We start from the raw sequence: 25,236 nt of genomic DNA, 5'->3' as shown, positions 1-25,236 counted from the left end.
ATGGAAAATTTATATGAAGTGTTTAAAACCTGTATAGTGATTCGTCAAATGTATAGAAAAAAATCTGTAAGGATAGTTGCTTCATTGTTTTATTCAGTTGTTTCGGCTTATTGTATAAACTATATATATAATAATTATCAACATAATTATTATGTTGAATTAATTATTGTATTAATATCATTATGGAGAATATGTATATTAAATCTTCCGATTGTATTATTTTGTGAAAATGTATTATTTATTATGCCTTCTAATGAAAATTGGAAAATTTTACCTAAATATGAAAAGCTTTCATATAATGAAATTGCAGGTGTATCTGTTTCTTGGAAAGATTTGTATTTAGGTAAACGAATAGATGGAGGGGTAGTTAAATTTTCTGTTTTGTTAAATTATTTATCAGCAAAAGACAAGCAAAAATTTCAAAAAAATATTGAAAAAGAGATTAGGGAAAATAATTAATTTATGTTAACTAACATTGATTTTTTAATTAAATATGTGCTAGTATAAAAATGCATAAAGTTGAGGTGAAATTAATGGCAACACAAATTACTATTACTATAGAAGAAGAGTTGGGAGATTTGTCAATCGGCTCAAATGGATGGAAAAAGCAGTTAACTTATACGAGTTGGAATGAACGTGAACCCAAATTTGATATTAGATCATGGGATGAAAATCATGAGAAGATGACAAAAGGTATAACGTTGACAAAGGAAGAATTGTTAAATTTAAAAGAAATTTTAAATAATTTGGATTTTGACAAATATTAAAAAAGTCGCCTGATGGCGATTTTTTTAATTGCAAAATAGAAGAAAAAATAATAATGTGCTATTATTTATAAGAAAGATTATTGATATTCAGGAGATAAACACAAATGAAAAAACAATGTATTATTGCAGTTTTTGTTACAGCACTTGTGTTTGGCACAGGGTATATAGGAAATTCTGCTTATAAAATTGGTAATAGCGGTGAAATTGTAAAATTAATTCAAAGAAAATTAGTTAAACAAGGTATAAAAATTGAAATTGACGGAAAATATGGAAAAGATACTGAAAATGCTGTGAGAATTTTTCAGAAAAGAAAAAAATTAAAAGTAGACGGAATAATAGGAGAAGAAACATATTTTGCTCTTGTAGGAAAGCATATACCGAATAAAAAAAATATAAAAAATAAGCATACGAATAAGAATGTTTTTCATAATACTGAAAATATATACGGGATTGATGATCACATCGTAAGGTGGAAAGAGGCCGGTGTTTTAAAAGGTAAAGTAAAAAATATAACTGAAGAAGCTAAACGGTATATAGGTGTTCCATATAGATTTGGAGGTATTACTCCGGAAGGTTTTGATTGCTCAGGCTTTATTCAGTATGTATTTAATCGTCAAGGTATTGATTTACCCAGATCTGCAGATGAACAATTTGAAAGGGGTAATAAAATTAATATAAATTCTTTGAGACCGGGAGATTTGGTATTTTTTAATACTTATGATGAAGGTGTATCTCATTCAGGAATTTATATCGGTTCGGGAGATTTTATAAGTGCAACTACCAGTCAAGGTATAGCTATTGCAACTATGAAAAACGGATATTGGCATGACAGATATATAGGCGCGTCCAGAGTTTTATAAAAGAAGGTTAATAACCTTCTTTTATAATTTTCAAAAATTAAATATGAAACTGTTAAATCTGATATTAAGTTTCAGTGAATTTATATAGCTGATTTTACTTGTTATAAACGGTAAGTATGAAGTATAATAATAAGATAATAATCTGTCTTACAGGGGGAAAAATAATGAAAGGTAACGACATTCGAGAAGCATATCTTTCTTTTTTTGAAGAAAAAAAGAATCATTTACGTTTAAAAAGTTTTCCATTGATTCCTAAGGATGATCCTAGTTTACTGTTGATAGGTGCAGGAATGGCTCCTATGAAACCTTATTTTACAGGTAAAGTTGAACCACCATGTCATAGAATAACAACAAGTCAAAAATGTATAAGAACAGGTGATATAGAAAATGTAGGACGTACTGCAAGGCATCATACGTTTTTTGAAATGTTGGGTAACTTCTCTTTTGGAGATTATTTTAAAAAAGAAGCTATTGAGTGGGCTTGGGAATTTTTAACGGAAGTTCTTAAGATGGATAAAGAACGTTTATATGTAACAATTTTCCCGGATGACCAAGATGCATATAATTATTGGCATAAAAATATGGGAGTTGCGGAAAATCATATTTACAGACTTGAAGATAATTTTTGGGAAATAGGAGAAGGTCCTTGCGGTCCTGATTCTGAAATATTTTTCGATCAGGGTGAATCTTTCGGAACAGATCCTGCAAATCAAATGGGTGGAGACGGAGATCGTTTCCTTGAAATTTGGAATTTGGTGTTCAGTCAATTTGATAGACAAAAAGACGGAACATATTTACCGCTTGCAAAGAAGAATATAGATACAGGTGCAGGTTTGGAGCGATTAGCTGCAGTAATGCAACAAAAGAAAAACAATTTTGAATCCGATTTGTTTTTCCCTATTATTTCAGAAGCTTCAAAATTGTCCGGTGCAGTATATGGTGTTAAAGAATCAGATGACGTTGCTTTAAAAGTTATATCTGATCATGCAAGAGCAATAACAAATATGATTTCCGACGGTGTACTTCCTTCAAATGAAGGTCGCGGATATGTATTGCGCAGAGTATTACGCAGGGCCATACGTTTCGGTAAATTAATAGGAATTGAAAAACAGTTTATGGGACGTATGGTAGATGTAGTAGTGGATATGATGAAACCTGAGTATCCTGAATTGTATGAAAAGAGAGATTTTATAAAGAAAGTTGCAAGTGTAGAAGAAGAACGTTTCCAGTCGACATTAAATGCAGGCACTGAACTTTTATCAGAAATGATTGAAGACAGTAAGAAAAAACATATAAATAAGCTTTCAGGAGAATATGTATTTAAACTCTATGATACTTATGGATTCCCTTGGGAATTGACTGATGAAATTGCTAAGGAAGAAGGTATGAGTATTGATAAAGAAGGTTTTATAATATCAATGAATAAGCAGAAAGAAAGAGCAAGAAATGCAAGAGTAAAAATTTCTGCAAAAGTACTTACGCCTGATACGACTAAATTGGATGCTAAGAATCTCACCGTAAAAGATGAAGATGTAGATACAACTATTGTGATGCTCGGTAAAAATGGCGAAGAAATAGTATCTGCTACTGATGGCGAGGATTTAGTTGTAATTTTGAAAAATAACCCTTTCCATGCTGAAGGCGGCGGACAAATGGGAGATATCGGTATTCTGCGTAATTCTTCCGGTGTTTTTGAAGTTCACAACACAAAAAAATTACCTGATGGAATTGTATATCTTATAGGAACCATTACGGAAGGTAAAATTTCGGTAAATGATGTGGTTGAAGTTAAAGTAGACAGAGTTCGTAGAGCTGCTTTGGCAAAAAATCATACAGGTACACATTTATTGCATGCTGCATTAAGACAAGTATTAGGTAAACAAGCTACTCAAGCGGGTTCTTTGGTGGCACCGGACCATTTGCGTTTTGATTTTACTTGGAATGAACCTCTTACTGCAAAACAAATTAATGATGTAGAAAAACTTGTAAATGAGAAAATTTTGGAATCGCTTACTTTAACTACAAAAGAAGTTCCTTTGGAAGAAGCAAGGAAAGCGGGAGCTTTGGCTTTATTCGGTGAAAAATACGGTAAAATTGTACGTATGGTAAGAATTGGAGATTTCAGTTTGGAATTATGTGGAGGCAGTCACACGCATACTACAGGCGAAGTAGGATCATTTAGAATTATAAGCGAAAGCGGTATAGGATCTGGCCTTAGAAGAATTGTGGCACTTACCGGAATATCAGCATATGAAGCAATGGTAAATGATCGTAAATTGATAGAAAATTCAGCTGTTTTATTAAAATGTAAAAAAGAAGAAATTTTAAATAAAATTGATAAACTCAATGGAGATTTGAAAAAAGCTGAACATGATATTATTAAATTAAAGAACGAACAGGCAAAAGGTGAATTATCAAGTTTGATGAGTGATATAAAAAATAAGAATGGCATATCATTCTTTGCATCTACGGCACATGCTGATAATATTAATGAACTTAGAAAAATAGCAGATATGATTAAAGATAAATTACCCAAAGGTGCCTTTGTTTTGAGTTCGGTATCAAACGGAAAAGTAAATTTTGTAGGTATGGCATCTAAGGAGGCTGTAGAAGCAGGAATTCACATGGGTAAAGTTGTTTCTCAAGTAGCAAAAATATGTAATGGCGGTGGCGGTGGAAAGCCTACAGTGGCTCAAGCCGGCGGTAAAGATATTTCAAAAGTTGAAGATGCAATTAAAGAAAGTGAAAAAATTATTGAATCGATGATTAAGTAAAGGAGGGATGCAAATGTCAGTATCAGATCAAACAATACTCTTTAGTAAAGGTGCTGAAGAAGGGGAAAATGTTAAGGCAACTATGGTTTTAAAAGAGGTATATAGTGCTCTTAAAGACGCCGGACATAATCCTGCAGTTCAACTTGTAGGATACTTGGTATCGGGAGAACCTACATATATAACAAGCAGACATGATGCACGTAAACTTATTTCAGGTATAGAAAGAGATGAACTGGTTGAAGAGTTGGTTCGTTATTATGTAAAACATAAAGGTTTATAAAATGCGTATTATGGCGTTAGATGTGGGTTCGCATACAATAGGTGTAGCTATAAGTGACCTGATGGGATGGACAGCACAGGGATTGGAAACTATTAGGCACAGTACGCGTGAAAAAGATTTTGAAAGACTTAAAACTATAATTGACAGCTATGATGTAAAAGAAATTGTAGTGGGAATGCCGTTAAATATGAACGGTACAAAAGGTATACGTGCAGAACTCACAGAAGATTTTGTAAAAGATTTGAAAAGTGCATTCCCCAATATACCATGCGCATTTTGGGATGAACGATTAACAACAGTTATGGCACAGAAAACATTAATATCTGCAGACATGAGTAGAAAAAAGAGAAAAAAAGTCATTGATAAATTAGCGGCTACAGTAATTTTAGAAGGATATTTAAGACATTTGGAATTCAAGAGAAAGGGAAATGATGGATAAAAAAATACAAGAAGAATCTGTTATTGTTACAATTGTAGGACCTGACAATGAAGAAAAAGATTATGTTCAAGAAACGGTAATACCTTTCATGGGGAAAAAGTTTGCAATTTTAGTTGCTATTCCGGAAACTGAAGACGGTAATGAAGAACTTGATATGATTCTTGCAAGAATGGATGAAGATGAATTTGGAGAAATTGAGTATCTTCCTCCAACAGACGAAGAATACGATGCGGTGATAAGTATTTACGATGCTATGTAAGTGTATACTGATCTCAAAATTGGATTTTAAATTCAAAATTTGGGATCAGTTTTAAATTTGTAAAAATTATTAAATATATTGATATGAAGTGTATGATAATATATAAATATAAACAATTTCGTAGGAGGAAGTATGAGAAAACATTTTTCTTTTCTTCATTGTGCAGATTTACATCTAGGTGAACCATTTGCCGGAATATGTCCTGAAATGTCAGGACCGTGGACATCTGCCATAAATAAAGCTACATTCAAATCTTTTGAAAAAATAATAGATGTTGCTATTGAATCACGTGTAGACGCTATTCTTATATCAGGAGATATTTATAATAGTGAAAATCATAGTTTAGCTGCACAAATGGCATTTGCAAGAGAATTATATCGTGCAGCACAGGTGGGTATACATACGTTTGTAGTTCACGGAAATCACGATCCGAAAGAAGCATGGAGAGCAGATATACCTTTACCTGAATCTGTACATGTATTTTCATCTGATGATGTAGAATCTGTAATCTTAAAAAAAGACGGAGAAGATGTTGCTGCAATATACGGAATGAGTTTTAAAACAAAACATATAACTGAAAATCTTTCACTAAAATTTAAAAATAAAAACAAAAACTTGTTTTCTATCGGAATGTTACATACAGATGTAGGCAAATCTGAAGGTGTATATGCACCTTGTACAATAAATGATTTAAAAAAAAGTGGAATGGACTATTGGGCTTTAGGACATATACACAAAAGAAAAATAATTTCTGAAAAACCTTACATTATATATCCCGGTAATATACAAGGCCTTGATATAACGGAAACAGGCGCAAAAGGGTGCTATATAGTAGATGTAGGAGCTTTTGGCACTGTAACACCGAAGTTTGTTGAAACTGATGCTTTAAGATGGGTAGATTTAACAATAGATATATCAGAATTCAATCAAACTGAAGATTTATTAAATGAAATAACAAAAAGAAGATTATTACTTAGAGAACAAACGGGTAGACCAAACATAATACGTTTAATTTTTACGGGAAGAGGTATCTTACATAAAGCAGTTTCATCAAAAGACGGGCAAGAATATATATTGCACATGCTAAACGATAAAGAACGTTTTCGTCATATATTTTCATATTTTGCGAGAATAGATGATTATACAAACATATCTATAGATTTGGAAGAACGTAGAAATTTACCTGATATAGTAGGAAATTATTTATCGGCTTATGATGAAATTAAAATGACGAATAAAGAAGATAAAATAAAAATTTTAAATGATATGTTAAATAAATCACCTGAATTTGAAAAGTTAAAAAAATCAATATATAAAATAGATGAAAAGTTATTAATTCGCGCTTTTGAACGAGCTGAAATTGCAGGTGTCGAAATGCTTGCGGAGGAAGAAAATGAAAATAACTGAACTGCAATTAGAAAAATATGGGATATATAAAGATATTTTATGGAAACCGGCCGTTAATGAACTCAATGTAATTATGGGTGCTAATGAAAGCGGAAAAACAACTTTACTTAGATTTATAAGAGATATGATATTCGGTTACAATCGTGGAAAATGGCAAGGTAAATCTGGAAATATGTCTTTTATAAGGGACAACGGTGATAAATATCGAGTATATAGAACAGAAAAAGAAAAGTGGTTTTTAGATTCGGAAATGAAAAAAAACGAAGATGAATTACCGCTTCTATGGTGGCATGGTTTAAACAGAAAAATGTATGAAAATATATTTGCAATCGGATTGGAAGATTTGCAAGGTGCAACATTTTTAAGTGATAATGCCGTAAGAAGCAGATTTTTTATGTTGCAAGGTGGAGATAAAATATCAAATGTAAAAAAAATAGTTAAAGAAGAAATGGAAAATATTTTTATATCATCTCCTCAAGGAAAAAGAAAAATAAATTCTCTTTTAAATAAACTGCATGAAACTGAAGAAGAACTGGACAAATTATCTTTACAAGAAAAAGATTTTTCAGATTTGCAAAAAAAGCAAGAATTGTTAAATGGTGAGATAAGTGAACTGAAGAATAAGTTGGAATATCAAAAAAAAGAAAGTAAAAAACTTGAAAAAAGACTTGGTGCTTGGGAATATTATAAAAGAGTAAAAGCACTTAAAAAACAAATAGATTTAAGTGAAAAAGTAAAAGTATTTCCATCAAATGGTAAAGAACAATGGAATCGTTTGATGAATGATATGAAAGTAATACATGAACAACAAGAAGCTTTGAAAGTTAAATTATCTGAGTATAAACCATATAAAAAAGAAGAAATAGTTCCATTAGTAAATCTTCAAGATAAACTTGAAAAATTATATATAAATCTTGGACAATGGCAGCAAACAATTAATGATGCAGAAGAATTGAAAAATCAAAAATCTGAATGGAAAATTCAATTTATGCATCTAGGATATGATCTTTCTTTATGGGACACAATGTTAAATCCGGAAAAAATAAATACGAACGTAGATTGGGAAGAAGGCAGAAGAATTTCACAGAGCGTAATTGTAAGAGATAATGAATTACATTTTTGGAAACAGCGTGAACCCGAAGTGGAAACAATTGAACCATTGGAACCTGTAGATACGGAAATTATTACGGAAGAAGATTGGAAAAATTTTGAAAATAAAGCAAATAAAATAGAGACATTTGTTGATCGGAAAAAAATTATTAAAGATGATTTACAAACATTAAACGAAGAAAAAGAACATAAATTTACAATATGGTTTTGGATAGGTACAGTATTATTATTGTTTGCAATTTTGAGCTTAGCTGCTTTTTATACATCATTTATAGGAGTATTTTCAATATATATTGCAATAATATGTATTATTTGTTCAGGCGCAGCATTTATTGTTAACAGAAAAAAATCACATTCAAAGAGGAATAAACAAGATAAATTTAATAAAGAATTATTGGATGTAGAAGAAAAAATAAAAATATTGGGAAGTGAATTTCCGGGGAAAATACCTGAGTCTGAAGAAGATATGATTGCATTTCATAACATGATGCAAGAAAAACGTGCGGATTTTTATAAAAACCAATTAAAAAGACAAGCAAATTTATGGAAAAAAGAAACAATAAAAAAACAAGAACTTGAATATAATAAATGGATTGAAGAAGGCAAGGAACTGAAAGAATTAGATGAAGAAATTCATAAAGATTGGAAAGCATGGCTTTTAAAATATAATTTACCTGAATGTAAAGCTGATGATCTTTCAAAACTACAAGAACAATGGCAGAAAATTTATTCAATACAAGGTAAAGGTAAAATACTTGATGTTAAAATAGAACAAATTGAACAAAAATTATCTGAATTTAAAGAACGAGCTGCTGTCATTATTAAAGCAACAGGAAAATCATGTGAAGTAAGTCCGGCTGAAATTTTACAAATTTATGAAGAAAACAGAAGATGCAATTTAGAATGGCAAAGCGTTTTTGAAAGAAACAAGCAGCATTTATCCTATAAAAATGAACTTGAAAAATTAAATGAAAAATGGAATAAATGCCAAGAAAGTATGCAATCTTTATTTAAACTCGTAAATGCAGAGAATGCTGAAGAATTTGCTGCAAGAGTAAATGCATATGAAAAACAAGATCAGATTATGAAAGAGTGGAATGCGGTAAGACAAGATTTACGTTTATATGCAGGCAGTGAAGAAGAATTTAATAAATTATGGGGCTTTTTGGAAAAAGATGAATATGAGAAATGGATGAAAGAGTATAAACTTCTTGAAGAATCAACTAAAAAAGGCAATGAAAAACTTGGAAATATGCAAATGCAAGCAGGTGCTGTTGAAAATGAAATATTTAGGTTAGCCGAAGACGAATCAATGACAACCAAATTGCAAGAGAAAAAAGAAATAGAATCTAAGATATTACATTTGCTGGAAGAATGGATAACATATTTTTATATAGATAAAATACTTGAAATTGCACAAAAAAAATATGAAACAGGTAAGCAACCTAAAGTAATGGAACAAGCAAATTTATTTTTAAACTCTATGACAAGAGGTAAATATTCAATTTTATTGGATGATAAAGGAAAATCTATAAAAATTATTGATTATAAAAATCAAATAAAAGAGTCAAAAATATGGTCATCAGGTACAGGAGATCAAGTATATTTGGCTATTCGCCTTGCTTTGGCATTAGCGTTTGGAGAACAAGTTGAATCACTGCCTATCGTTCTTGATGATATATTTGTAAGATTTGATGAAGAGCGACAAAAGGAAACTTTAAAATTTTTAATGGAACTCGGCAAAAAACAGCAAATATTTTTATTTACATGTCATAAACAAACTATGCGTATAGCAGAAGAAATAGGAAGGGGGCGTAATTCCGGATTGTTTACATATATTAATTCCGGTGTTATAAATTAAAAACATTATTTAAAAATATAGTTTCAAGTTTATATAATAAAAATTGGAGTAAAAATATTTTCTTTACCCCAATTTTATTTACAAAATAAAACTCCGATAACATGGTTTGAACAAAGTTATCGGAGTTTTACTTTACAGAAATATCACAACTATGAAATATAACTTTTAAAAAAGCTGTAATTACTTCCGGATCAAATAAAATACCTGAACCGCTGAATATCATTTGTGAAACTTCAGCTTTTGTTTTTTGTTTAAAATCCGCCGAGCTATAAATATTTGAATCAAAATAACTTGCAACGGCTATTATTCGTGCACCGAGCGGAATATTAACATTCTTTAAATGTTTAGGATAACCGGTACCGTCCCATCGTTCATGATGAGAACGTATATAAGGCAGAAGATCCTGACAACCCGGACACGATTCAAGCATGTTTGCACCTAATTCAGGATATTTTTTATAAAGAGAAAGCTCTCTTCTGCTTAAATAAGGTGCTTTGTTCAATATTTGATTCGGCAGTGCCAAATATCCAATTTTATGTAAAAATGCCGCATATCTTATTAATGTGATTTCATTTGCAGGTAGTCTCATATATATTGCCGTAGCTCCGGCATAATTTGAAACACGCACTGAATGAGCATATAAATCAGGTGATTTCAGTCGCAATAAATCACTAAAATAAGACGTTACGGTATCAAGAGCTTCCTGTATATTTTTAAAAGCTGAGGAAGATTGAAATAATGACGAACTATGCATTGTAACATCCTTAGTTAATAAAAAAATGTATTTAAAATCTGTTTTTATTTTATATAAAAACAGATTTATAGTCAAAGTTTTTTTTATGATATATCAAAATTATATAGTTGAAAAATTTTATAGTATTTTTATTTAAATATATATTAGATTATATTATTAAATATGTATCGAAATTATTATATGTTATAATATTCGACATGGAGGATATTAAGATGAAAATATCTATTACATATTTGTATCATAGCGGATTTATAGTAGAAACTTCGGAATGTATAATGGTATTTGATTATCATAAAGATAAAAACAATATTTTGGATAATATGATTAAAGAAAACAATAAGGATTTGTATTTTTTTGTAAGTCATAAGCATTCAGATCATTTTAATTTTGAAATTGCAAAGTATTCTGCCCGAGCAAAATTATATTTTTTACATTCAGAATGCAAATTGTTTAATGTAGATAAATCTAAAATTGTAAGTATGAGTGTATTTGACAGTTTTGAAAATGATTTATTTAAAATCAAGATGTACGGATCTACAGATATAGGTGGTTCATATTTTGTAAAATTAAAAAATTGCAGTTTATTTCATGCCGGAGATCTTAATTGGTGGCATTGGGCAAGTGAAAACAATTTTTATAATACTAAAGCAAGAGAGAATTTTTTTGAAGAAATAAAAAATATATCTCAAAATGAAAAAGAAGTAGATTTTGCATTCTTTCCCGTAGACTCAAGACTTGAAATAGCAAGTGAATGGGGAATTAAATATTTTTTAGATCAAATTAAAGTGAAGCATTTAGTCATACCTATGCATATGTCTGGTAAAAAATGGATTCCATCCTATGAATTCAAGTGGAAATATAAAAATATGAATGTTTGGATTCCTTCTAAAGAAGGAGATTTATATAAAGGAGAATAGTATGTCTAATACATGGGTATTTATTATGGCAGTTATGATTTTGGGAAATTTTATTTTGCAAATGTTACCTGCAAGTGTTTTTATTCCCGGAGTTATAATTGTTCATTTATTAATATTGCTTTTTTCTTATATTCTGTTAAAAAGAGATAAGTTTAGTGATATAAGAGCAAATATGCTTTTTATTTTCGGACTTACGGTTATAAATATTTTAGTTGATTTAAATATTATGTCACAATCTTTGTCGTGGATAGCATTCGGTGCGTTGCTTATGTGGTCAATGCTTGGTGGAGGAAGTTCCAAAAACGATTAGTTAAATACAATAAAGCTGTTTTGCATATTAATGCTGGATATTGTATTTATTTATCTTGACAATAAAATATAAAAATTTTAGAATTAAAGATGGCGTTTTGTCTATAGTAAATGATATGAATATTGAAATTATATGAATAGAGAGGTGAACTGGTTGAATATTGATGAAGTATTACTTATTATTATCATCGGTTGTGTAATTGCTGCTTTTGTAGGGGCAATTATAGGATATATATTGAGAAAACATTTGGCAGAGGCCAAAATAGGCTCTGCTGAAGAAAAAGCTAAACAAATATCTGAAGATGCAAAGAAAATGTTGTCTTCTGCAGTACATGATGCGGAAACAATGCGTAAAGAAGCTTTAGTTCAAACAAGAGAAGAAATACATAAAATTCGTGAAGATATGGAAGCTGAAAGTCGTGAACGTCGTGACGAACTTAAATGTTATGAACAACGATTGGTCCAAAAAGAAAACAACTTAGATTTAAGAAGTGGAAATTTGGAACAAAGAGAAACTTCTCTTAATAAACGTGAAATACAGGTAAAGCTTCAAAAAGAGAAAGTCGATGATTTGTATTTACAACAAGAGAAAAAGCTGGAAGAAATCTCATTATTATCTAAAGATGAAGCAAGAGACATGATTTTATCCAGAGTTGATGATGAATTGGAACATGAAAAAGCAGTTCGAATAAAGAATGCTGAAGATGAGATTAAAGAGAAGGCTGAAACAAAGGCCAGGGAAATTTTAGCAACAGTTATTCAAAGAAGTGCTGCAGATACGGTATCTGAAACAACCGTATCGGTTGTTTCATTACCGAATGAAGAAATGAAAGGACGTATTATAGGTAGGGAAGGACGAAATATTCGTGCTATTGAAACATTAACAGGTGTAGATTTAATAATTGATGATACTCCTGAAGCGGTTATTTTGTCATGTTTCGATCCTATACGTAGAGAAATTGCAAGACAAGCATTGGAAAGTTTGGTTAAGGATGGACGTATTCATCCGGCAAGAATTGAAGAAATTGTCGAAAAAACAAAGAACGATATAGATAAAGAAATTAAAGAAGCCGGTGAAGAAGCTGTATTGGAATGTAACATCGGTGGTGTTCATCCGGAAATGATAAAAATGCTCGGTAGGTTGAAATTCCGTACAAGTTATGGACAAAATGTATTACGACACTCGGTTGAAACGGCATTTTTTGCCAGTCTTTTAGCGGATGAAGTCGGTGCAGATGCGGAAATGGCAAGACGTGGAGGGTTATTCCACGATATCGGAAAATCTATTGACAGAGAACAGGAAGGTACACATGTAGAATTAGGTGTAGCTCTTGCAAAAAAATACAAAGAACCTCCGAAAGTAATTAATGCTATAGCATCTCATCATGGTGATACTGAAGCTACTTGTGTCGAAGCTGTACTTGTTGCGGCAGCGGATGCTATTTCAGCTGCAAGACCTGGCGCAAGAAGAGAAACATTGGAAAATTATATTAAACGTTTAACCAAATTGGAAGATATAGCCAAGTCATATCCTGGGGTTGATAATTGTTATGCAATTCAAGCAGGACGTGAACTCAGAGTTATAGTTAAACCTGAAAAAATAACAGAAGATCAAGCTATTATTTTATCTCACGATATAGTAAAAAGAATAGAAAATGAATTACAATATCCGGGACAAATAAAAGTTGTTACTATAAGAGAAACTCGTGCTACAGGATATGCGAAATAATGATAGAAGGAACATCTTAATTAAGATGTTCCTTTTATTATATATTTAAATAATAAGAAATATGTTATATTAAAAGAATAAATATATAATTAATATTTTGATTTGGAGGGGTTATGAAAAATCAAATACTTAATAAAATTTTAAAAGCAAGATTAAAATATTTATTATTGTTTATAATTGTATTGATTATTGCATGGATTAGCGGATTTTACTTCGGTAATACTTATAGTAATGAATTTAAAAGTGATTTTAACAAAAATGAAAATATAGAGCTTCCTGCCGTAAGAAATACACCGATAGTTGAAGCTGTAAAAAAAGTAGGGCCTTCAGTTGTAGGAATTACTTCTAAAATTTATGGACGTGATATATTTAATCGTAAATTTGAAATTAATCAGAGTACAGGTTCAGGTGTTATTTTTGATGAAAAAGGATATATTGTAACTAATAATCATGTTGTTTCCGGAAGTGATGATGTAAATGTTTTATTATCCAACGGTAAAACAATTAACGGTAAAGTTATAGGTAAAGATGCAATAACCGATTTGGCAGTTATTAAAATTGACACTCAAGATGATTTACCTACAGCTGTATTTGGTGATTCGGAACAGTTGCAAGTAGGTGAAACTGCTATAGCTATAGGTAATCCTCTTGGATTGGAGTTTAAAGGTACAATAACTGTGGGTGTAATAAGTGCATTGAACAGAACATTGGATAATATGGAACATCGTTTTAAGTTGATTCAAACCGATGCTGCTATAAATCCTGGAAACTCAGGTGGTGCTTTAGCAACAGTCGATGGAAAAGTTATAGGTATTAACAGCTCAAAAATAATAAAGCAAGGAATTGAAGGAATTGGATTTGCAATACCTATTAATCAAGTTAAAGATATTACATCACAATTGATTAAAAACGGTCGTGTTATACGTTCTTTTTTAGGTGCTTCTTTGATTGATGAAGACTTGGCAAATAGATATGGATATGATTGGAGTCGTGACGCCGGTGGTGTGTTGGTATTAAATGTTTACAGAGATGGACCGATTGATGCTTCGGGTATAGAAATCGGAGATTATTTAATGCAGATAAATGATAAACCGGTTAATAAAATTATAGAAATAAGAGAAATTTTAAGTAAGTATTCTCCCGGTGAAAAAATTAATGTTACATATGAATCTGACGGTGTTTTAAAAAGAACAATTGTTGAGTTGGGCGAATCTCCGGAGAATTTGAAATGGTAATTATAATATCTGCAATAGGTAAAATAAAAGAAAAATGGATGAAGGAAGGTATTGATGAGTACCTTAAACGTTTGAAACCGTTTGCTAAAATGAATATTATTGAACATGAAGAAGAAAAATTTTCTAAAAAATCTGAAGAAATTAAGAAGCAGGTTATGGAAAAAGAAAGTATTAAATTATTAAAATCTTTAAAAGATACAGATTGTTGCATATTATTAGATACATCGGGTAAAGAAATGTCATCGGAAGAATTGGCTTCATGGTTTGAAAATAAAATGATTTCAGGTAAAAGTAGATTTCATTTTTTTATAGGAGGTCCTTTAGGTAATGGAGAGACTATCAGAAAAAATATTAAATTTAAATTATGTTTAAGTAAAATGACGTTGACACATCAAATGGCAAGATTGATATTAGTTGAGCAAATATACAGAAGTATAAAAATTATAAAAAATGAGCCTTACCACTTATAAAGAACTATAATAATAATCAAAAATAATGTACAATTAAATAAGATATATTTTTACAATTTGGAGGATTTTATGGGAATAAAACAATATTTAGCAAAAGATTTCATGTCTAAAGATATTATTTCAGTTTCTGCAGATATAAATATTCATGATTTGGTGAAAATATTTGTAGAACATCCTGTAAGTGCATTACCTGTTGTAGGGGAAAAAAATACATTACTCGGAATTATATCGGAAGGAGATTTACTTTATAAAAAGGTAAGACCGTATGTACCTCAATATATGGATGTTTTAGGGGCAGGAGTCTATTATTGGGGCTATGGAAGATTTGCAAGTTCATTTAGAAAATTGCTTGCAACCAAAGCATCTGAAATTATGACAACAAATGTGCACTGTGTTGCTCCTGACACTAATTTGGAAACTGTTACTACTTTAATGATTGATGAGCATTTAAAAAGTGTACCTGTTGTTGAATCTCCGAATAAATTAGTAGGTATGATTACAAGACATGACATTCTTCAAGTTATTGCATCTTCTGAGAAAGATGAAAAATCTGAAAAATAAATTTAATCATTTTTATATATTCGGTGTTTTTATTTATTTTGTTGAATTTGAATATTAATTTTGCTATGATTACCTAAGATTTAAAATAGTAAAATTTAAATAAAATAATTATTTGAAATATATAGGAGTGATTCGTTTGGAAAGATTATTGATTAAAGGTGGAAAACCTTTACATGGATCCGTACGCGTATCAAGCGCAAAAAATGCAGTTTTGCCTATTATTGTGGCGACGTTATTGCCTTCAACACCTGCTACAGTGCTTGATGTTCCAGATTTAGATGATGTAATAACTATTTGCAGCGTTTTGGAATCTTTAGGTGTAATAGTAAAAAAGCAAGGTAGCAGCCTTACATTTGATGCTTCAGGTCTTAATAAATCGGAAGCGTCTTATGAATTGATGAGCCGTATGCGTGCATCTTTTTTGATTATGGGTCCTCTTCTTTCTAAAATGGGCTATGCAAAAATCGCTTTACCCGGAGGATGTATGATTGGAAGTCGTCCTATTGATTTGCATTTAAAAGCGTTTGAGGCATTAGGTGCAAAAATAACTGTAGGAAACGGCTTTGTAGAAGGATATGCACCTCAAGGGTTAAAAGGAACAACTATATATTTAGATTTTCCTAGTGTAGGAGCTACTGAAAATATACTTATGGCAGCAGTACTTGCTGAAGGAAGAACAATTATTGAAAATGCTGCTGAAGAACCTGAAATAGTTGATCTTGTTACTTTTTTATCAAGTATGGGTGCAAACATAAAAGGTGCAGGAACAAATGTTATACGTATTGAGGGTGTTAAAGAACTTAAGGGAATATCGCATACAGTTATTCCGGATCGTATAGAAGCCGGAACGTATATGATTGCTGCTGCAATGGCGGGCGGCGATGTAACAATTGAAAATGTTTTAACGGAACATTTAAAACCTCTTTTGGCTAAACTTTCTGAAGCAGGTGTAAAGGTAATAAAAGATATAGATAGTGTCCGTGTAATTAGTGATGGAAATATAAATTCAACCGATATTAAAACTATGCCTTATCCCGGATTTCCTACAGATTTACAGGCACAATTTATGGCATTGATGACAGTAAGTAACGGTGAAAGCAAGATTACCGAAACTGTTTTTGAAAATAGATTTATGCATGTAGGTGAATTAAGACGTATGGGTGCATCTATTCAAGTTGAGGGAAGATGCGCAACGGTTAGAGGCGTTCCTTTCTTAAATGGTGCATTTGTTCGCGCAACAGATTTGAGAGCAGGTGCTGCACTTGTACTTGCAGGTTTGGCGGCACATGGAGAAACTGAAATAGGTGAGTTGCATCATATTGATCGAGGATATGATCATTTAGTTGAAAAGTTACAAGGCTTAGGGGCTGAAATTTCTCGTGTCGAATAAGAAAAAAATATTAAGCAATAAATTCAAATTTCAATTAGATAAATATACTTTTATGGATTGGCTTGGATCATTCGGGTCTGAAAATATAGGCGTTGATTTAGGGACATCGAATATGGTGGTATATTTAAAAGAAAAAGGTATTATCTTTTCTGAATCATCTGTAGTGGCCAAGCAAGAAAATAAAAATGATTTTTTTTCTTATGGAACTAAAACCGAAGAGATGGAAGGACGTACACCTCAAGGTATAAATTTGATTTATCCTGTAAGAAATAGTGTTGTAGTTGATTATAAAGCAGTTACGTACTTATTGAATTCAATTATGAGTTATTCATATTTGAAAGGATTATTTTTCCATCCGAGATTACTTATATGCGTACCACCGGGCATAAGTAAAGTTCAAAAACGTGCACTTCTTGAAGCTTCGGTTGCAATGGGAGTAAGAAAAACTGTTTTGATTGATCAACCTATAGCTACCTTAATGGGGATAAAAAATAAACGAAAAGATTGTCAAGGGTTTTTCCTGATAGATTTCGGCGGAGGATCTGTTAAAATATCAGTTTTATCCAAACGCGGAATAGTTATAAGTGATTCATTAAAATATGGCGGGATTTATATGGATCAAGCCATTATATCTTATATAAGAAAACAATATCGTGTTAATATAAGTAGAAAATCAGCAGAATCACTGAAAATAACACTTGGTGTTACTTGGGAATTAGATCATGCGCAAAGAACAGCGGAAGTATCAGGGCAATCACTCGATACAGGATTGCCGGTAAGAATTTCTGTAACTTCAAAAGACATATACCAAGCTTTAAGTTCAATTTTAAACAAAGTGTTTTTACAAATAATAAATGTATTACAGCAGACGCCACCTGTTTTGCTATCTGATATAAAAAATGACGGTATAATCATGTCAGGTGCTTTATCACAATTAAAAGGTTTGAGCAATATGATAGGTAATATAACAGGTATTTCAACTTATGTAATAAATCAGCCTTCCTATATTAATGCTATAGGTGCAGGTAAAGCTTTGGAATATATGCATTTATTTCGTGATTCATTACAAGATTTGCATTAGTAAAATAAAAGGGATGCATATGCATTCCTTTTACTTATTTTAAAATTTAACTACCAGGTCGTGAATTATGAGAGAAAATGAAGAGAAAAGGGAAAAACAATTTCGATTTATTTTAATAATATTATTATGTTTACTTTTTGGCGGTATTCACATTGCCGATCCGACTTTTTATTCAACAATTATAAAATTATCCAAAGATGGAAACCTTCAGGGAACTGTTGTATATCTACAAAGTTTTGGTATATGGGCGGTTTTTGTAAGTTTCTTTATAGATGTAATAATAAATATAGTGGGATTTTTGCCTTCTATATTTTTATCAACGGCAAATGGTTTGATTTTCGGTATTTTTTGGGGAACTGTTATATCATGGTTGGCTGAAACTACCGGAGTCATGATTTCTTTTTTTATAATGAGAACGCTTTTTAGAAATATTGCAAAGACCATTATTCAAAAAAGTGAAACTTTGACCAAATTAGATTCCTATGAGTCATGGAAAGCTGTTATGATTGCGCGGGCAATACCTTATATGCCTAACGGATTGGTTACTGCAATATCCGCATTATCAAGCATGACATTTTATGAACATTTATTAGGAAGCTTGATAGGTAAATTTCCGTCAGTTTTATTGGAAGTTGTATTAGGACATGATATAGTTACTTTTAAAGAGCATCAACTAAGATTGGCTGTAATTATAATTGTAGTAGGTATTGTTTACGGATTGATTTGGTTATATATGAAAAATAAAAAAAAGCAAGAGAAAAATAAGTGTTAATTTTATATAACAGTCGTTGATTCTATTGAATGATTTAAAACTATAGAGTAAAATATAAATAATAATTTTACGTTTGATGTAGAGAGGAGAATGTTTAATGAGTAAGGTTTATGTTGTCGGGCACAAGTCTCCTGATACGGACAGTATAGGTGCAGCAGTAAGTTATTCATACTTGTTGAGACAATTAGGTGTAGAAGCTGTACCGATTTGTGCAGGAGAAATTAATAAAGAATCACGTTTTGCACTTGATTATTTCGGAGTGGAAGCGCCTGTATATGTAAAATCTGTAGCAAGAAAAAGTCCTGATGAAGAAAAGAAAAAATTAATTTTAGTAGATCATAATGAATCAAAACAGTGTATTGACGGATTTGAAGACGCAGATATTATTGAAGTTATAGATCATCATAGAATTGGAGATTTTGAAACATTAAAACCGATTTTTATATTGATTCGTCCTGTAGGATGCGTAAATACAGTTGTTTACGGTTTATATAAACAACATGGAGTAAAGCCTTCTCGTGAAGCTGCCGGCATGATGCTTTCTGCTATTATTTCAGATACCGTATTATTCCGTTCACCTACAACAACAGACGAAGATAAACAATCAGCTATTGAACTTGCAAAAATTGCCGGTGTAGATTATGAAAAATATGGCATGGAAATGCTCAGAGCAGGTGCGGATATATCGGATTATCCACCAGAAAAATTAGCAAATAATGATTCCAAAGAATTTAGTGCAGGTGATAAAGTATTTACAATAGGACAAATTTCAGTTATGGATGAAGCACCTATTGAAGCAAAAAAAGCTGAAATAATGAAAATTTTGGAAGCAAGAAAAATTGAAAAAAATTATGTTGCATCTTTCTTGATGGTTACAAACATTCTTACTGAAAATACTGATTTATGGTTTACTGAAGGGGCTAAATCTTTTGCTGAAAAAGCATTTGGTAAAGAATCAAAAAATAATGCGATTTTATTGGAAAAAGTTATGTCCAGAAAGAAACAAGTAGCACCGTTTCTTATTAAGGTATATGAATAGGAATTAAATAAAGTGAGACTCATAATGACTATCAAGTCATATATGAGTCTTATTTTTTAGATACAAAGGAGTAAAATGGATACATATTTAAACTCGTTGAATGAGCAGCAAAGAAAAGCTGTAGAACACTTATATGGGCCGGTACTTATTATGGCAGGTGCAGGATCTGGAAAAACAAAAGCTTTAACTTGTCGTATAGCGCATATGCTGAATAACGGTATAAAACCGGAAGAAATTTTAGCAATTACTTTTACAAATAAAGCTGCACAAGAAATGAAGGAACGAGTACAAAATTTAGTTGGTGTTATAGCGAATAAAATTTGGATGTATACATTTCATTCATTTGGTGTAAGGTTTTTAAGAAGAGAAATTGAAAATGGCGGAATTTATACAAGTAAATTTACTATTTATGATTCTGACGACTCAAAACAATTATTAAAAAATATTTTAAAAGAACTGAATTTGGATGAAAAAATGTTTCAAGTAAATCAAGTTCAATTTAAAATATCAGCTGCAAAAAACTCATTAATTGGACCAAATAAATTTCGTTATGAAAACAGTGGAAACTTTTATAATGAAAAAATTTCCGATGTGTATGAATTATATGATAAATATATGAAACAAAATAATGCTTTAGACTTTGATGATTTGCTTAAATTAACAACTGAAATGCTATATGAAAAAAATATAAGAGAAAAGTGGCAAAAAAGGTTTAAATATATTTTGATTGATGAATATCAGGATACAAATCATGCACAATATTTGATGGCAAAATATATTGCCGGTGAAGATTGTAATATATGTGCAGTAGGTGATGTGGATCAAAGTATTTACTCTTGGAGAGGTGCAGATTTAAAAAATATTATTGATTTTAAATCTGATTATCCACAAGCTGAAATTATTAAACTTGAGCAAAATTACAGATCTACAAAAACAATTTTAAACGCAGCAAATTCAGTAATAAAGAATAATATAGACAGGCCTTCAAAAAATTTGTGGACACAAAACGACAAGGGAGATTTAATACAAAGATATAAAGCATCTGATGAGCATGCAGAAGCGGATTTTATTATAAATACAATAAAAGAAGAACATGATAAAAATAATTGCAGCTATGGGAATTTTGCTATTTTGTACAGAATGAATGCACAATCACGTGTTCTTGAAGAAAGCCTTGTTAAAAAAGGTATAGGATATACAATGGTAGGAGGGACACGTTTCTATGATCGTGCAGAAATTCGTGATATTTTGGCATATTTGAAAGTAATATCAAATTATAAAGATGATATATCATTATTACGTATAATAAATGTTCCTAAAAGGGGTATTGGTAGTGTAACCGTACAAAAGTTATTAAATTTTGCAAAAGATAAAAACATATCAATATTTGAAACCTTGATTATGCTTGAAGAATCTTCATTATCGGAATCAGTCCAGAAAAAAATACAAAAATTCAGTGCATTAATATTTAAATTAGTTAATGAATCAATTCAATGTGATGTATTTGAATTGATTGATATGGTCTTAAAAGAAACAGAATACATTGCGGCTTTACATGAATCTAATGATCCGAGAAGTCAAAGCAGAGAAGAAAATATAGGAGAATTATTATCTGTTGCAAAAGATTTTATAAATGAAAAACCTGACGGAACACTTTCCGATTTTCTTGAAAAAGTTGCACTTGTTAATGATGTAGATAACTATGAAACTGTAAACGATAAAGTAACGTTAATGACTGTTCACAGTGCCAAAGGATTGGAATTTCCCTTTGTTTTTTTAGCAGGAATGGATGAAGGTATATTTCCGGGAGTACGTTCACTTATGGACGAAAGTGCATTGGAAGAAGAAAGGCGATTGTGTTATGTAGCTATTACTAGAGCTAAAGAAAAATTATTTATTACAAGTTCGAATATAAGGACAATGTACGGACAATTAAAGCCATTTAAAGAAAGTAGATTTTTAGAAGAAATTCCCGGTGATTTAATAGAAGAAGTGAAAAGAAATAATTCATGCTATCAATATAATTCAAATGGCAGATTTATTGATAATATTAAAAGTAAATATGCATTGTCGGAATCCGGTATAAGAAATAAATTTCCTAAAAGAAATTCTTCTAACAATTATAATTGGAAAGTTGGAGATATAGTAAAACATAGATTATGGGGAAATGGAAAAGTAGTAGAAGTAAGTGGCAAGGGTAAAGATATGATGCTTAAATTGCAATTTAAAGGAAATAAAATTCGTCAAGTTATGGTGGCATTCGCACCGATTGAGAAGGCATAAAATGATAACAAATGAAATAATTTCAAAAGTTAAAAAATTACGTGAAGAATTAAGATATCACAGTTATTTATATTATGTATTGGATAAGCCTGAAATAAGTGATTTTGAATTTGACAAAATGTATCGTGAATTAGTAGATTTTGAATCTAAATATCCTGAGCTTATTACTCAGGACTCACCTACACAGAGAGTAGGTGGAAAAGCTACCGGAGATTTCAAAAAAGTAGAATTTAAAAAACCTATGTTAAGTTTGTCAAATGCATTTAACGGTAAAGAGTTAATAGAATTTGATAAAGGTGTGAAAGAAACTTTAAATACCGATAATATAGAATATATAACGGAACTTAAAATTGATGGATTATCAATGAATTTAATTTATGAAGAAGGTAAATTAATACGAGGATTGACTAGAGGTGACGGTAAAGTCGGTGAAGATGTTACGGCAAATGTAAAAACAATAAAGTCAATTCCGTTGTACATTGAAAATGCACCGCCTTATATTGAAATAAGAGGCGAAGTATTTATGCCCAGATCGAGTTTCGTAAGTTTAAATGAAAAACGAGATGCTGCAGGTATTATGCCGTTTGCAAATTGCAGAAATGCGGCATCCGGGTCGATAAGACAGTTGGATCCGAATGTTACGGCATCTAGAAATCTTGATTTCTTTGCATACTCCGTAGGAGAAACTGAAGGTATTGAAATTAAAAATCAAGAATCTTTATTAAACTTGCTAAAAAAATTTCATTTCAAAGTAAATCCTAATTATAAAAAGATAAACAGTATTGAAAAAGTTATAGAAATTATTAATGAATGGCAAGAAAAAAGACATCATTTAGGATATGATACTGATGGAATGGTTGTTAAAGTAAACGATTTTGCACAACAAAATATATTAGGAGCAACATCAAAAGATCCTAAATGGGCAATTGCTTATAAATATCCTCCGGAAGAAGAAGAAACAGTTGTTGAAAATATTATAGTTACAATGGGAAGGACAGGTGTTTTAACACCGTCTGCAGATTTAAAACCGGTACAAATAGCAGGAACTGTAGTAAAAAGGGCAACATTACATAATATGAATTTTATAGAAGAAAAGGACATAAGAATAGGAGATATTGTAAAAATTTATAAATCGGGTGAGATTATACCGGAAATATCTGTAGTTTTGAAGAATAAACGTACCGGAAAAGAGAAAAAATTTATTATGCCGTCCGAGTGTCCTTTGTGTAAACATAAAATTTATCGTACAGAAGGTGAAGTTGCATATAGATGTATAAATCCTGATTGTGGTGGGGTTATAAGAGAAAACCTTATACATTTTGCATCAAGAAATGCCATGAACATAGAAGGTTTGGGACCTGCAGTGATAGATGGTTTGTTGGCATACAATTTAATTGAAAATATTGCAGATTTTTATGAATTGAAAAAAGATGATATTATACAAATCGAGCGAATGGGAGAAAAAAGTGCTAAAAATTTATTGATATCAATAGAAAACAGTAAAAATAGAGGATTGTCAAAATTTTTATTTGCATTAGGTATAAGACATTTAGGCGAAAAAGGTTCCGAATTAATATCAGAAAAATTTAAAGATATTGATGTGTTAATGAATGCAAGTGTAGATTCTATAAAATCCGTTTCAGGTATTGGAAATATTACGGCCGAACATATTTATAAATATTTTAAAAATGAGAAAAACAAAAAAATAATAGAAAGATTGAAAAATCATGGAATATTAATGAAACTAAATGAGCGAAAATCTGAAGGTAATGCATTTAAAGGTCATAATGTAGTATTAACAGGTAAACTGAGTAATATAGGAAGAAGAGAAGCCGGAGAAATAATAAAAGCATTAGGCGGCAATTTACAATCAACAGTAACAAAAACTACAACACTTGTCATAGTCGGAGAGAATGCAGGAAGCAAATTGGAAAAAGCAAGGGAAAAAGGAATAAAAATAATAAATGAAAATGATTTTTTAAAAATCATTAATAATAAATAAATAAATGCTCTGAATTAAAAGAATTCAGAGCATTTATTATTTCTCAGTATTCTAAGTATTAGTTTTGTTTTTGGTACTGAAATATATGAAAAAAACAGAAGTTAAAATAAATACAATTACTGAAGTTATTTGCGCACTTTTTAATCCGAATGCCAATATTGCATAATCTCCACGTAAATATTCCAAGAAAAAGCGTAATATGGAATAAAGCATTAAATAAAGGCAAAAAACAGTACCTTTAGGACGTTTTGAACATGAGAACCAAATAAGTAAAACAAAAATTATTAAATCACCTTGACATTCCCAAACTTCTGCAGGCCATAAAGGTTGACTGCCGAATGTTTTATAAGCCAATGTTGTTTTAGGATATAACAAACCGAAAGAACTTCCGGTTGGATGTCCAAATGCATCTCCATTCATAAAATTGGCAATGCGACCTATCGCTTGTCCTAAAATAATTGCGGGGGATATAGTATCTGCAAAAGGAAGTATTGGAATACCATGTTTTTTTAAGAAAAAGTATGCGGCAATTGCAGAAAACAATAATCCACCTTGTATTGCCATGCCTCCTTGCCATATAAAAGGTATTTCCAAAAGATGGTTATGATAGTATTGCCAATCGAAGAAAAATACATCCCACAATCTGCCACCTATAATTCCGGAAAAAGAAATTACAAGTCCAAAATCAAATAAAATTTTTTCCCAACCGTGTCCTTCTTTTTTTAATAAAAAATATGCAATTATACATCCGGCTATAATGCCGAACGAGAAAAATATACCATAAAAACGAATAGGAAAATTTCCTATAAATGTAAGGTATTGATGCATTATATCTCCTTTAAGTTATTTCATTTAATAAATCTGATTATATGTTAAATATTAAATTTAATTACCAAATTATATTATCAAAATAAAATAGCAGCTGCAATAAAAAAGA

Annotated in this window: 23 protein-coding genes; 21 read left to right on the top strand and 2 right to left on the bottom strand. The window is 30.8% G+C overall.

The annotated features are described in order from the left end of the window. From P6922_RS00225 to P6922_RS00185, 9 genes are all read left to right on the top strand, one after another. Nucleotides 1-459, top strand: coding sequence for a hypothetical protein (locus P6922_RS00225; protein WP_276873371.1), 459 nt, complete (start codon nucleotides 1-3; stop codon nucleotides 457-459). 74 nt (nucleotides 460-533) lie between these two features. Next, on the top strand, nucleotides 534-767 hold the full coding sequence (locus P6922_RS00220; protein WP_007554385.1) for a YdbC family protein: 234 nt from the start codon (nucleotides 534-536) through the stop codon (nucleotides 765-767). Nucleotides 768-871: 104 nt separating this feature from the next. Next, entirely contained in the window at nucleotides 872-1,627 is a 756-nt protein-coding gene (locus P6922_RS00215) for a C40 family peptidase (RefSeq protein WP_276873370.1), read from the top strand. A gap of 164 nt (nucleotides 1,628-1,791) precedes the next feature. Further along, nucleotides 1,792-4,401, top strand: coding sequence for an alanine--tRNA ligase (gene alaS / locus P6922_RS00210; RefSeq protein ID WP_276873368.1), 2,610 nt, complete (start codon nucleotides 1,792-1,794; stop codon nucleotides 4,399-4,401). A 13-nt stretch (nucleotides 4,402-4,414) separates the two neighbouring features. Further along, nucleotides 4,415-4,681, top strand: coding sequence for an IreB family regulatory phosphoprotein (locus tag P6922_RS00205; RefSeq protein ID WP_276873365.1), 267 nt, complete (start codon nucleotides 4,415-4,417; stop codon nucleotides 4,679-4,681). A 1-nt stretch (nucleotide 4,682) separates the two neighbouring features. After that, nucleotides 4,683-5,120, top strand: coding sequence for a Holliday junction resolvase RuvX (gene ruvX / locus P6922_RS00200; protein WP_007554417.1), 438 nt, complete (start codon nucleotides 4,683-4,685; stop codon nucleotides 5,118-5,120). Then, nucleotides 5,110-5,379 carry a DUF1292 domain-containing protein gene (locus P6922_RS00195; RefSeq protein ID WP_007555469.1) on the top strand — a complete coding sequence of 90 codons (270 nt, stop codon included), beginning with the start codon at nucleotides 5,110-5,112 and terminating at the stop codon, nucleotides 5,377-5,379. Before ruvX ends, P6922_RS00195 begins: the two co-directional genes overlap by 11 nt. Nucleotides 5,380-5,511: 132 nt before the next feature. After that, nucleotides 5,512-6,786, top strand: coding sequence for a metallophosphoesterase family protein (locus tag P6922_RS00190; protein ID WP_276873364.1), 1,275 nt, complete (start codon nucleotides 5,512-5,514; stop codon nucleotides 6,784-6,786). Then, nucleotides 6,773-9,757, top strand: coding sequence for an AAA family ATPase (locus P6922_RS00185; protein ID WP_276873362.1), 2,985 nt, complete (start codon nucleotides 6,773-6,775; stop codon nucleotides 9,755-9,757). The genes P6922_RS00190 and P6922_RS00185 overlap by 14 nt, the downstream gene beginning before the upstream one ends. A 127-nt stretch (nucleotides 9,758-9,884) precedes the next feature. Here the strand turns inward: P6922_RS00185 and P6922_RS00180 are convergent, their stop codons facing one another. Next, entirely contained in the window at nucleotides 9,885-10,511 is a 627-nt protein-coding gene (locus P6922_RS00180) for an HD-GYP domain-containing protein (RefSeq protein ID WP_007554346.1), read from the bottom strand. A gap of 212 nt (nucleotides 10,512-10,723) precedes the next feature. On the opposite strand from P6922_RS00180, the gene P6922_RS00175 reads away from it, so the two are divergent. The 12 genes from P6922_RS00175 (at nucleotide 10,724) to ligA (ending at nucleotide 24,299) form a co-directional block, all read left to right on the top strand. Beyond that, entirely contained in the window at nucleotides 10,724-11,428 is a 705-nt protein-coding gene (locus P6922_RS00175; RefSeq protein ID WP_276873359.1) for an MBL fold metallo-hydrolase, read from the top strand. A gap of 1 nt (nucleotide 11,429) precedes the next feature. Beyond that, nucleotides 11,430-11,738: a hypothetical protein gene (locus P6922_RS00170; RefSeq protein ID WP_276873357.1), complete on the top strand. Its 309-nt coding sequence runs from the start codon at nucleotides 11,430-11,432 to the stop codon at nucleotides 11,736-11,738. Nucleotides 11,739-11,870: 132 nt separating this feature from the next. Then, nucleotides 11,871-13,466 carry a ribonuclease Y gene (gene rny / locus P6922_RS00165; protein ID WP_052527186.1) on the top strand — a complete coding sequence of 532 codons (1,596 nt, stop codon included), beginning with the start codon at nucleotides 11,871-11,873 and terminating at the stop codon, nucleotides 13,464-13,466. A gap of 113 nt (nucleotides 13,467-13,579) precedes the next feature. Then, a complete protein-coding gene (locus P6922_RS00160) occupies nucleotides 13,580-14,701 on the top strand; it encodes a S1C family serine protease (protein WP_276873355.1) in 1,122 nt (373 codons plus the stop codon). After that, on the top strand, nucleotides 14,695-15,171 hold the full coding sequence (locus P6922_RS00155; protein WP_276873353.1) for a 23S rRNA (pseudouridine(1915)-N(3))-methyltransferase RlmH: 477 nt from the start codon (nucleotides 14,695-14,697) through the stop codon (nucleotides 15,169-15,171). Before P6922_RS00160 ends, P6922_RS00155 begins: the two co-directional genes overlap by 7 nt. 69 nt (nucleotides 15,172-15,240) lie before the next feature. Next, nucleotides 15,241-15,732, top strand: a complete 492-nt coding sequence (locus P6922_RS00150; RefSeq protein WP_007554470.1) for a CBS domain-containing protein — start codon at nucleotides 15,241-15,243, stop codon at nucleotides 15,730-15,732. 136 nt (nucleotides 15,733-15,868) lie between these two features. Continuing rightward, nucleotides 15,869-17,122, top strand: coding sequence for a UDP-N-acetylglucosamine 1-carboxyvinyltransferase (gene murA, locus P6922_RS00145; RefSeq protein WP_007554365.1), 1,254 nt, complete (start codon nucleotides 15,869-15,871; stop codon nucleotides 17,120-17,122). 52 nt (nucleotides 17,123-17,174) lie between these two features. After that, complete coding sequence (locus P6922_RS00140) at nucleotides 17,175-18,203, top strand: rod shape-determining protein (RefSeq protein WP_276873350.1); 1,029 nt, start codon at nucleotides 17,175-17,177, stop codon at nucleotides 18,201-18,203. Between the two features lie 67 nt (nucleotides 18,204-18,270). Further along, nucleotides 18,271-18,975: a TVP38/TMEM64 family protein gene (locus tag P6922_RS00135; protein WP_276873347.1), complete on the top strand. Its 705-nt coding sequence runs from the start codon at nucleotides 18,271-18,273 to the stop codon at nucleotides 18,973-18,975. A gap of 97 nt (nucleotides 18,976-19,072) precedes the next feature. After that, the gene (locus P6922_RS00130) at nucleotides 19,073-20,014 is read left to right on the top strand and encodes a manganese-dependent inorganic pyrophosphatase (protein ID WP_007554414.1); all 942 of its coding nucleotides are present in this window, start codon (nucleotides 19,073-19,075) and stop codon (nucleotides 20,012-20,014) included. Between the two features lie 75 nt (nucleotides 20,015-20,089). After that, nucleotides 20,090-22,297, top strand: a complete 2,208-nt coding sequence (gene pcrA / locus P6922_RS00125) for a DNA helicase PcrA (RefSeq protein WP_276873344.1) — start codon at nucleotides 20,090-20,092, stop codon at nucleotides 22,295-22,297. A gap of 1 nt (nucleotide 22,298) precedes the next feature. Then, nucleotides 22,299-24,299 (top strand): NAD-dependent DNA ligase LigA, encoded by a 2,001-nt coding sequence (gene ligA, locus P6922_RS00120; RefSeq protein WP_276873341.1) that lies wholly within the window; start codon nucleotides 22,299-22,301, stop codon nucleotides 24,297-24,299. Between the two features lie 51 nt (nucleotides 24,300-24,350). Here ligA and lgt read toward each other — a convergent pair whose 3' ends face one another. Then, complete coding sequence (gene lgt / locus P6922_RS00115; protein WP_276873338.1) at nucleotides 24,351-25,127, bottom strand: prolipoprotein diacylglyceryl transferase; 777 nt, start codon at nucleotides 25,125-25,127, stop codon at nucleotides 24,351-24,353. Nucleotides 25,128-25,236 lie beyond the last annotated feature (109 nt).

This window comes from Dialister micraerophilus, assembly GCF_947090205.1.
GTDB lineage: Bacteria > Bacillota > Negativicutes > Veillonellales > Dialisteraceae > Dialister > Dialister micraerophilus.
This window is presented reverse-complemented; position numbering and strand designations above follow the sequence as displayed.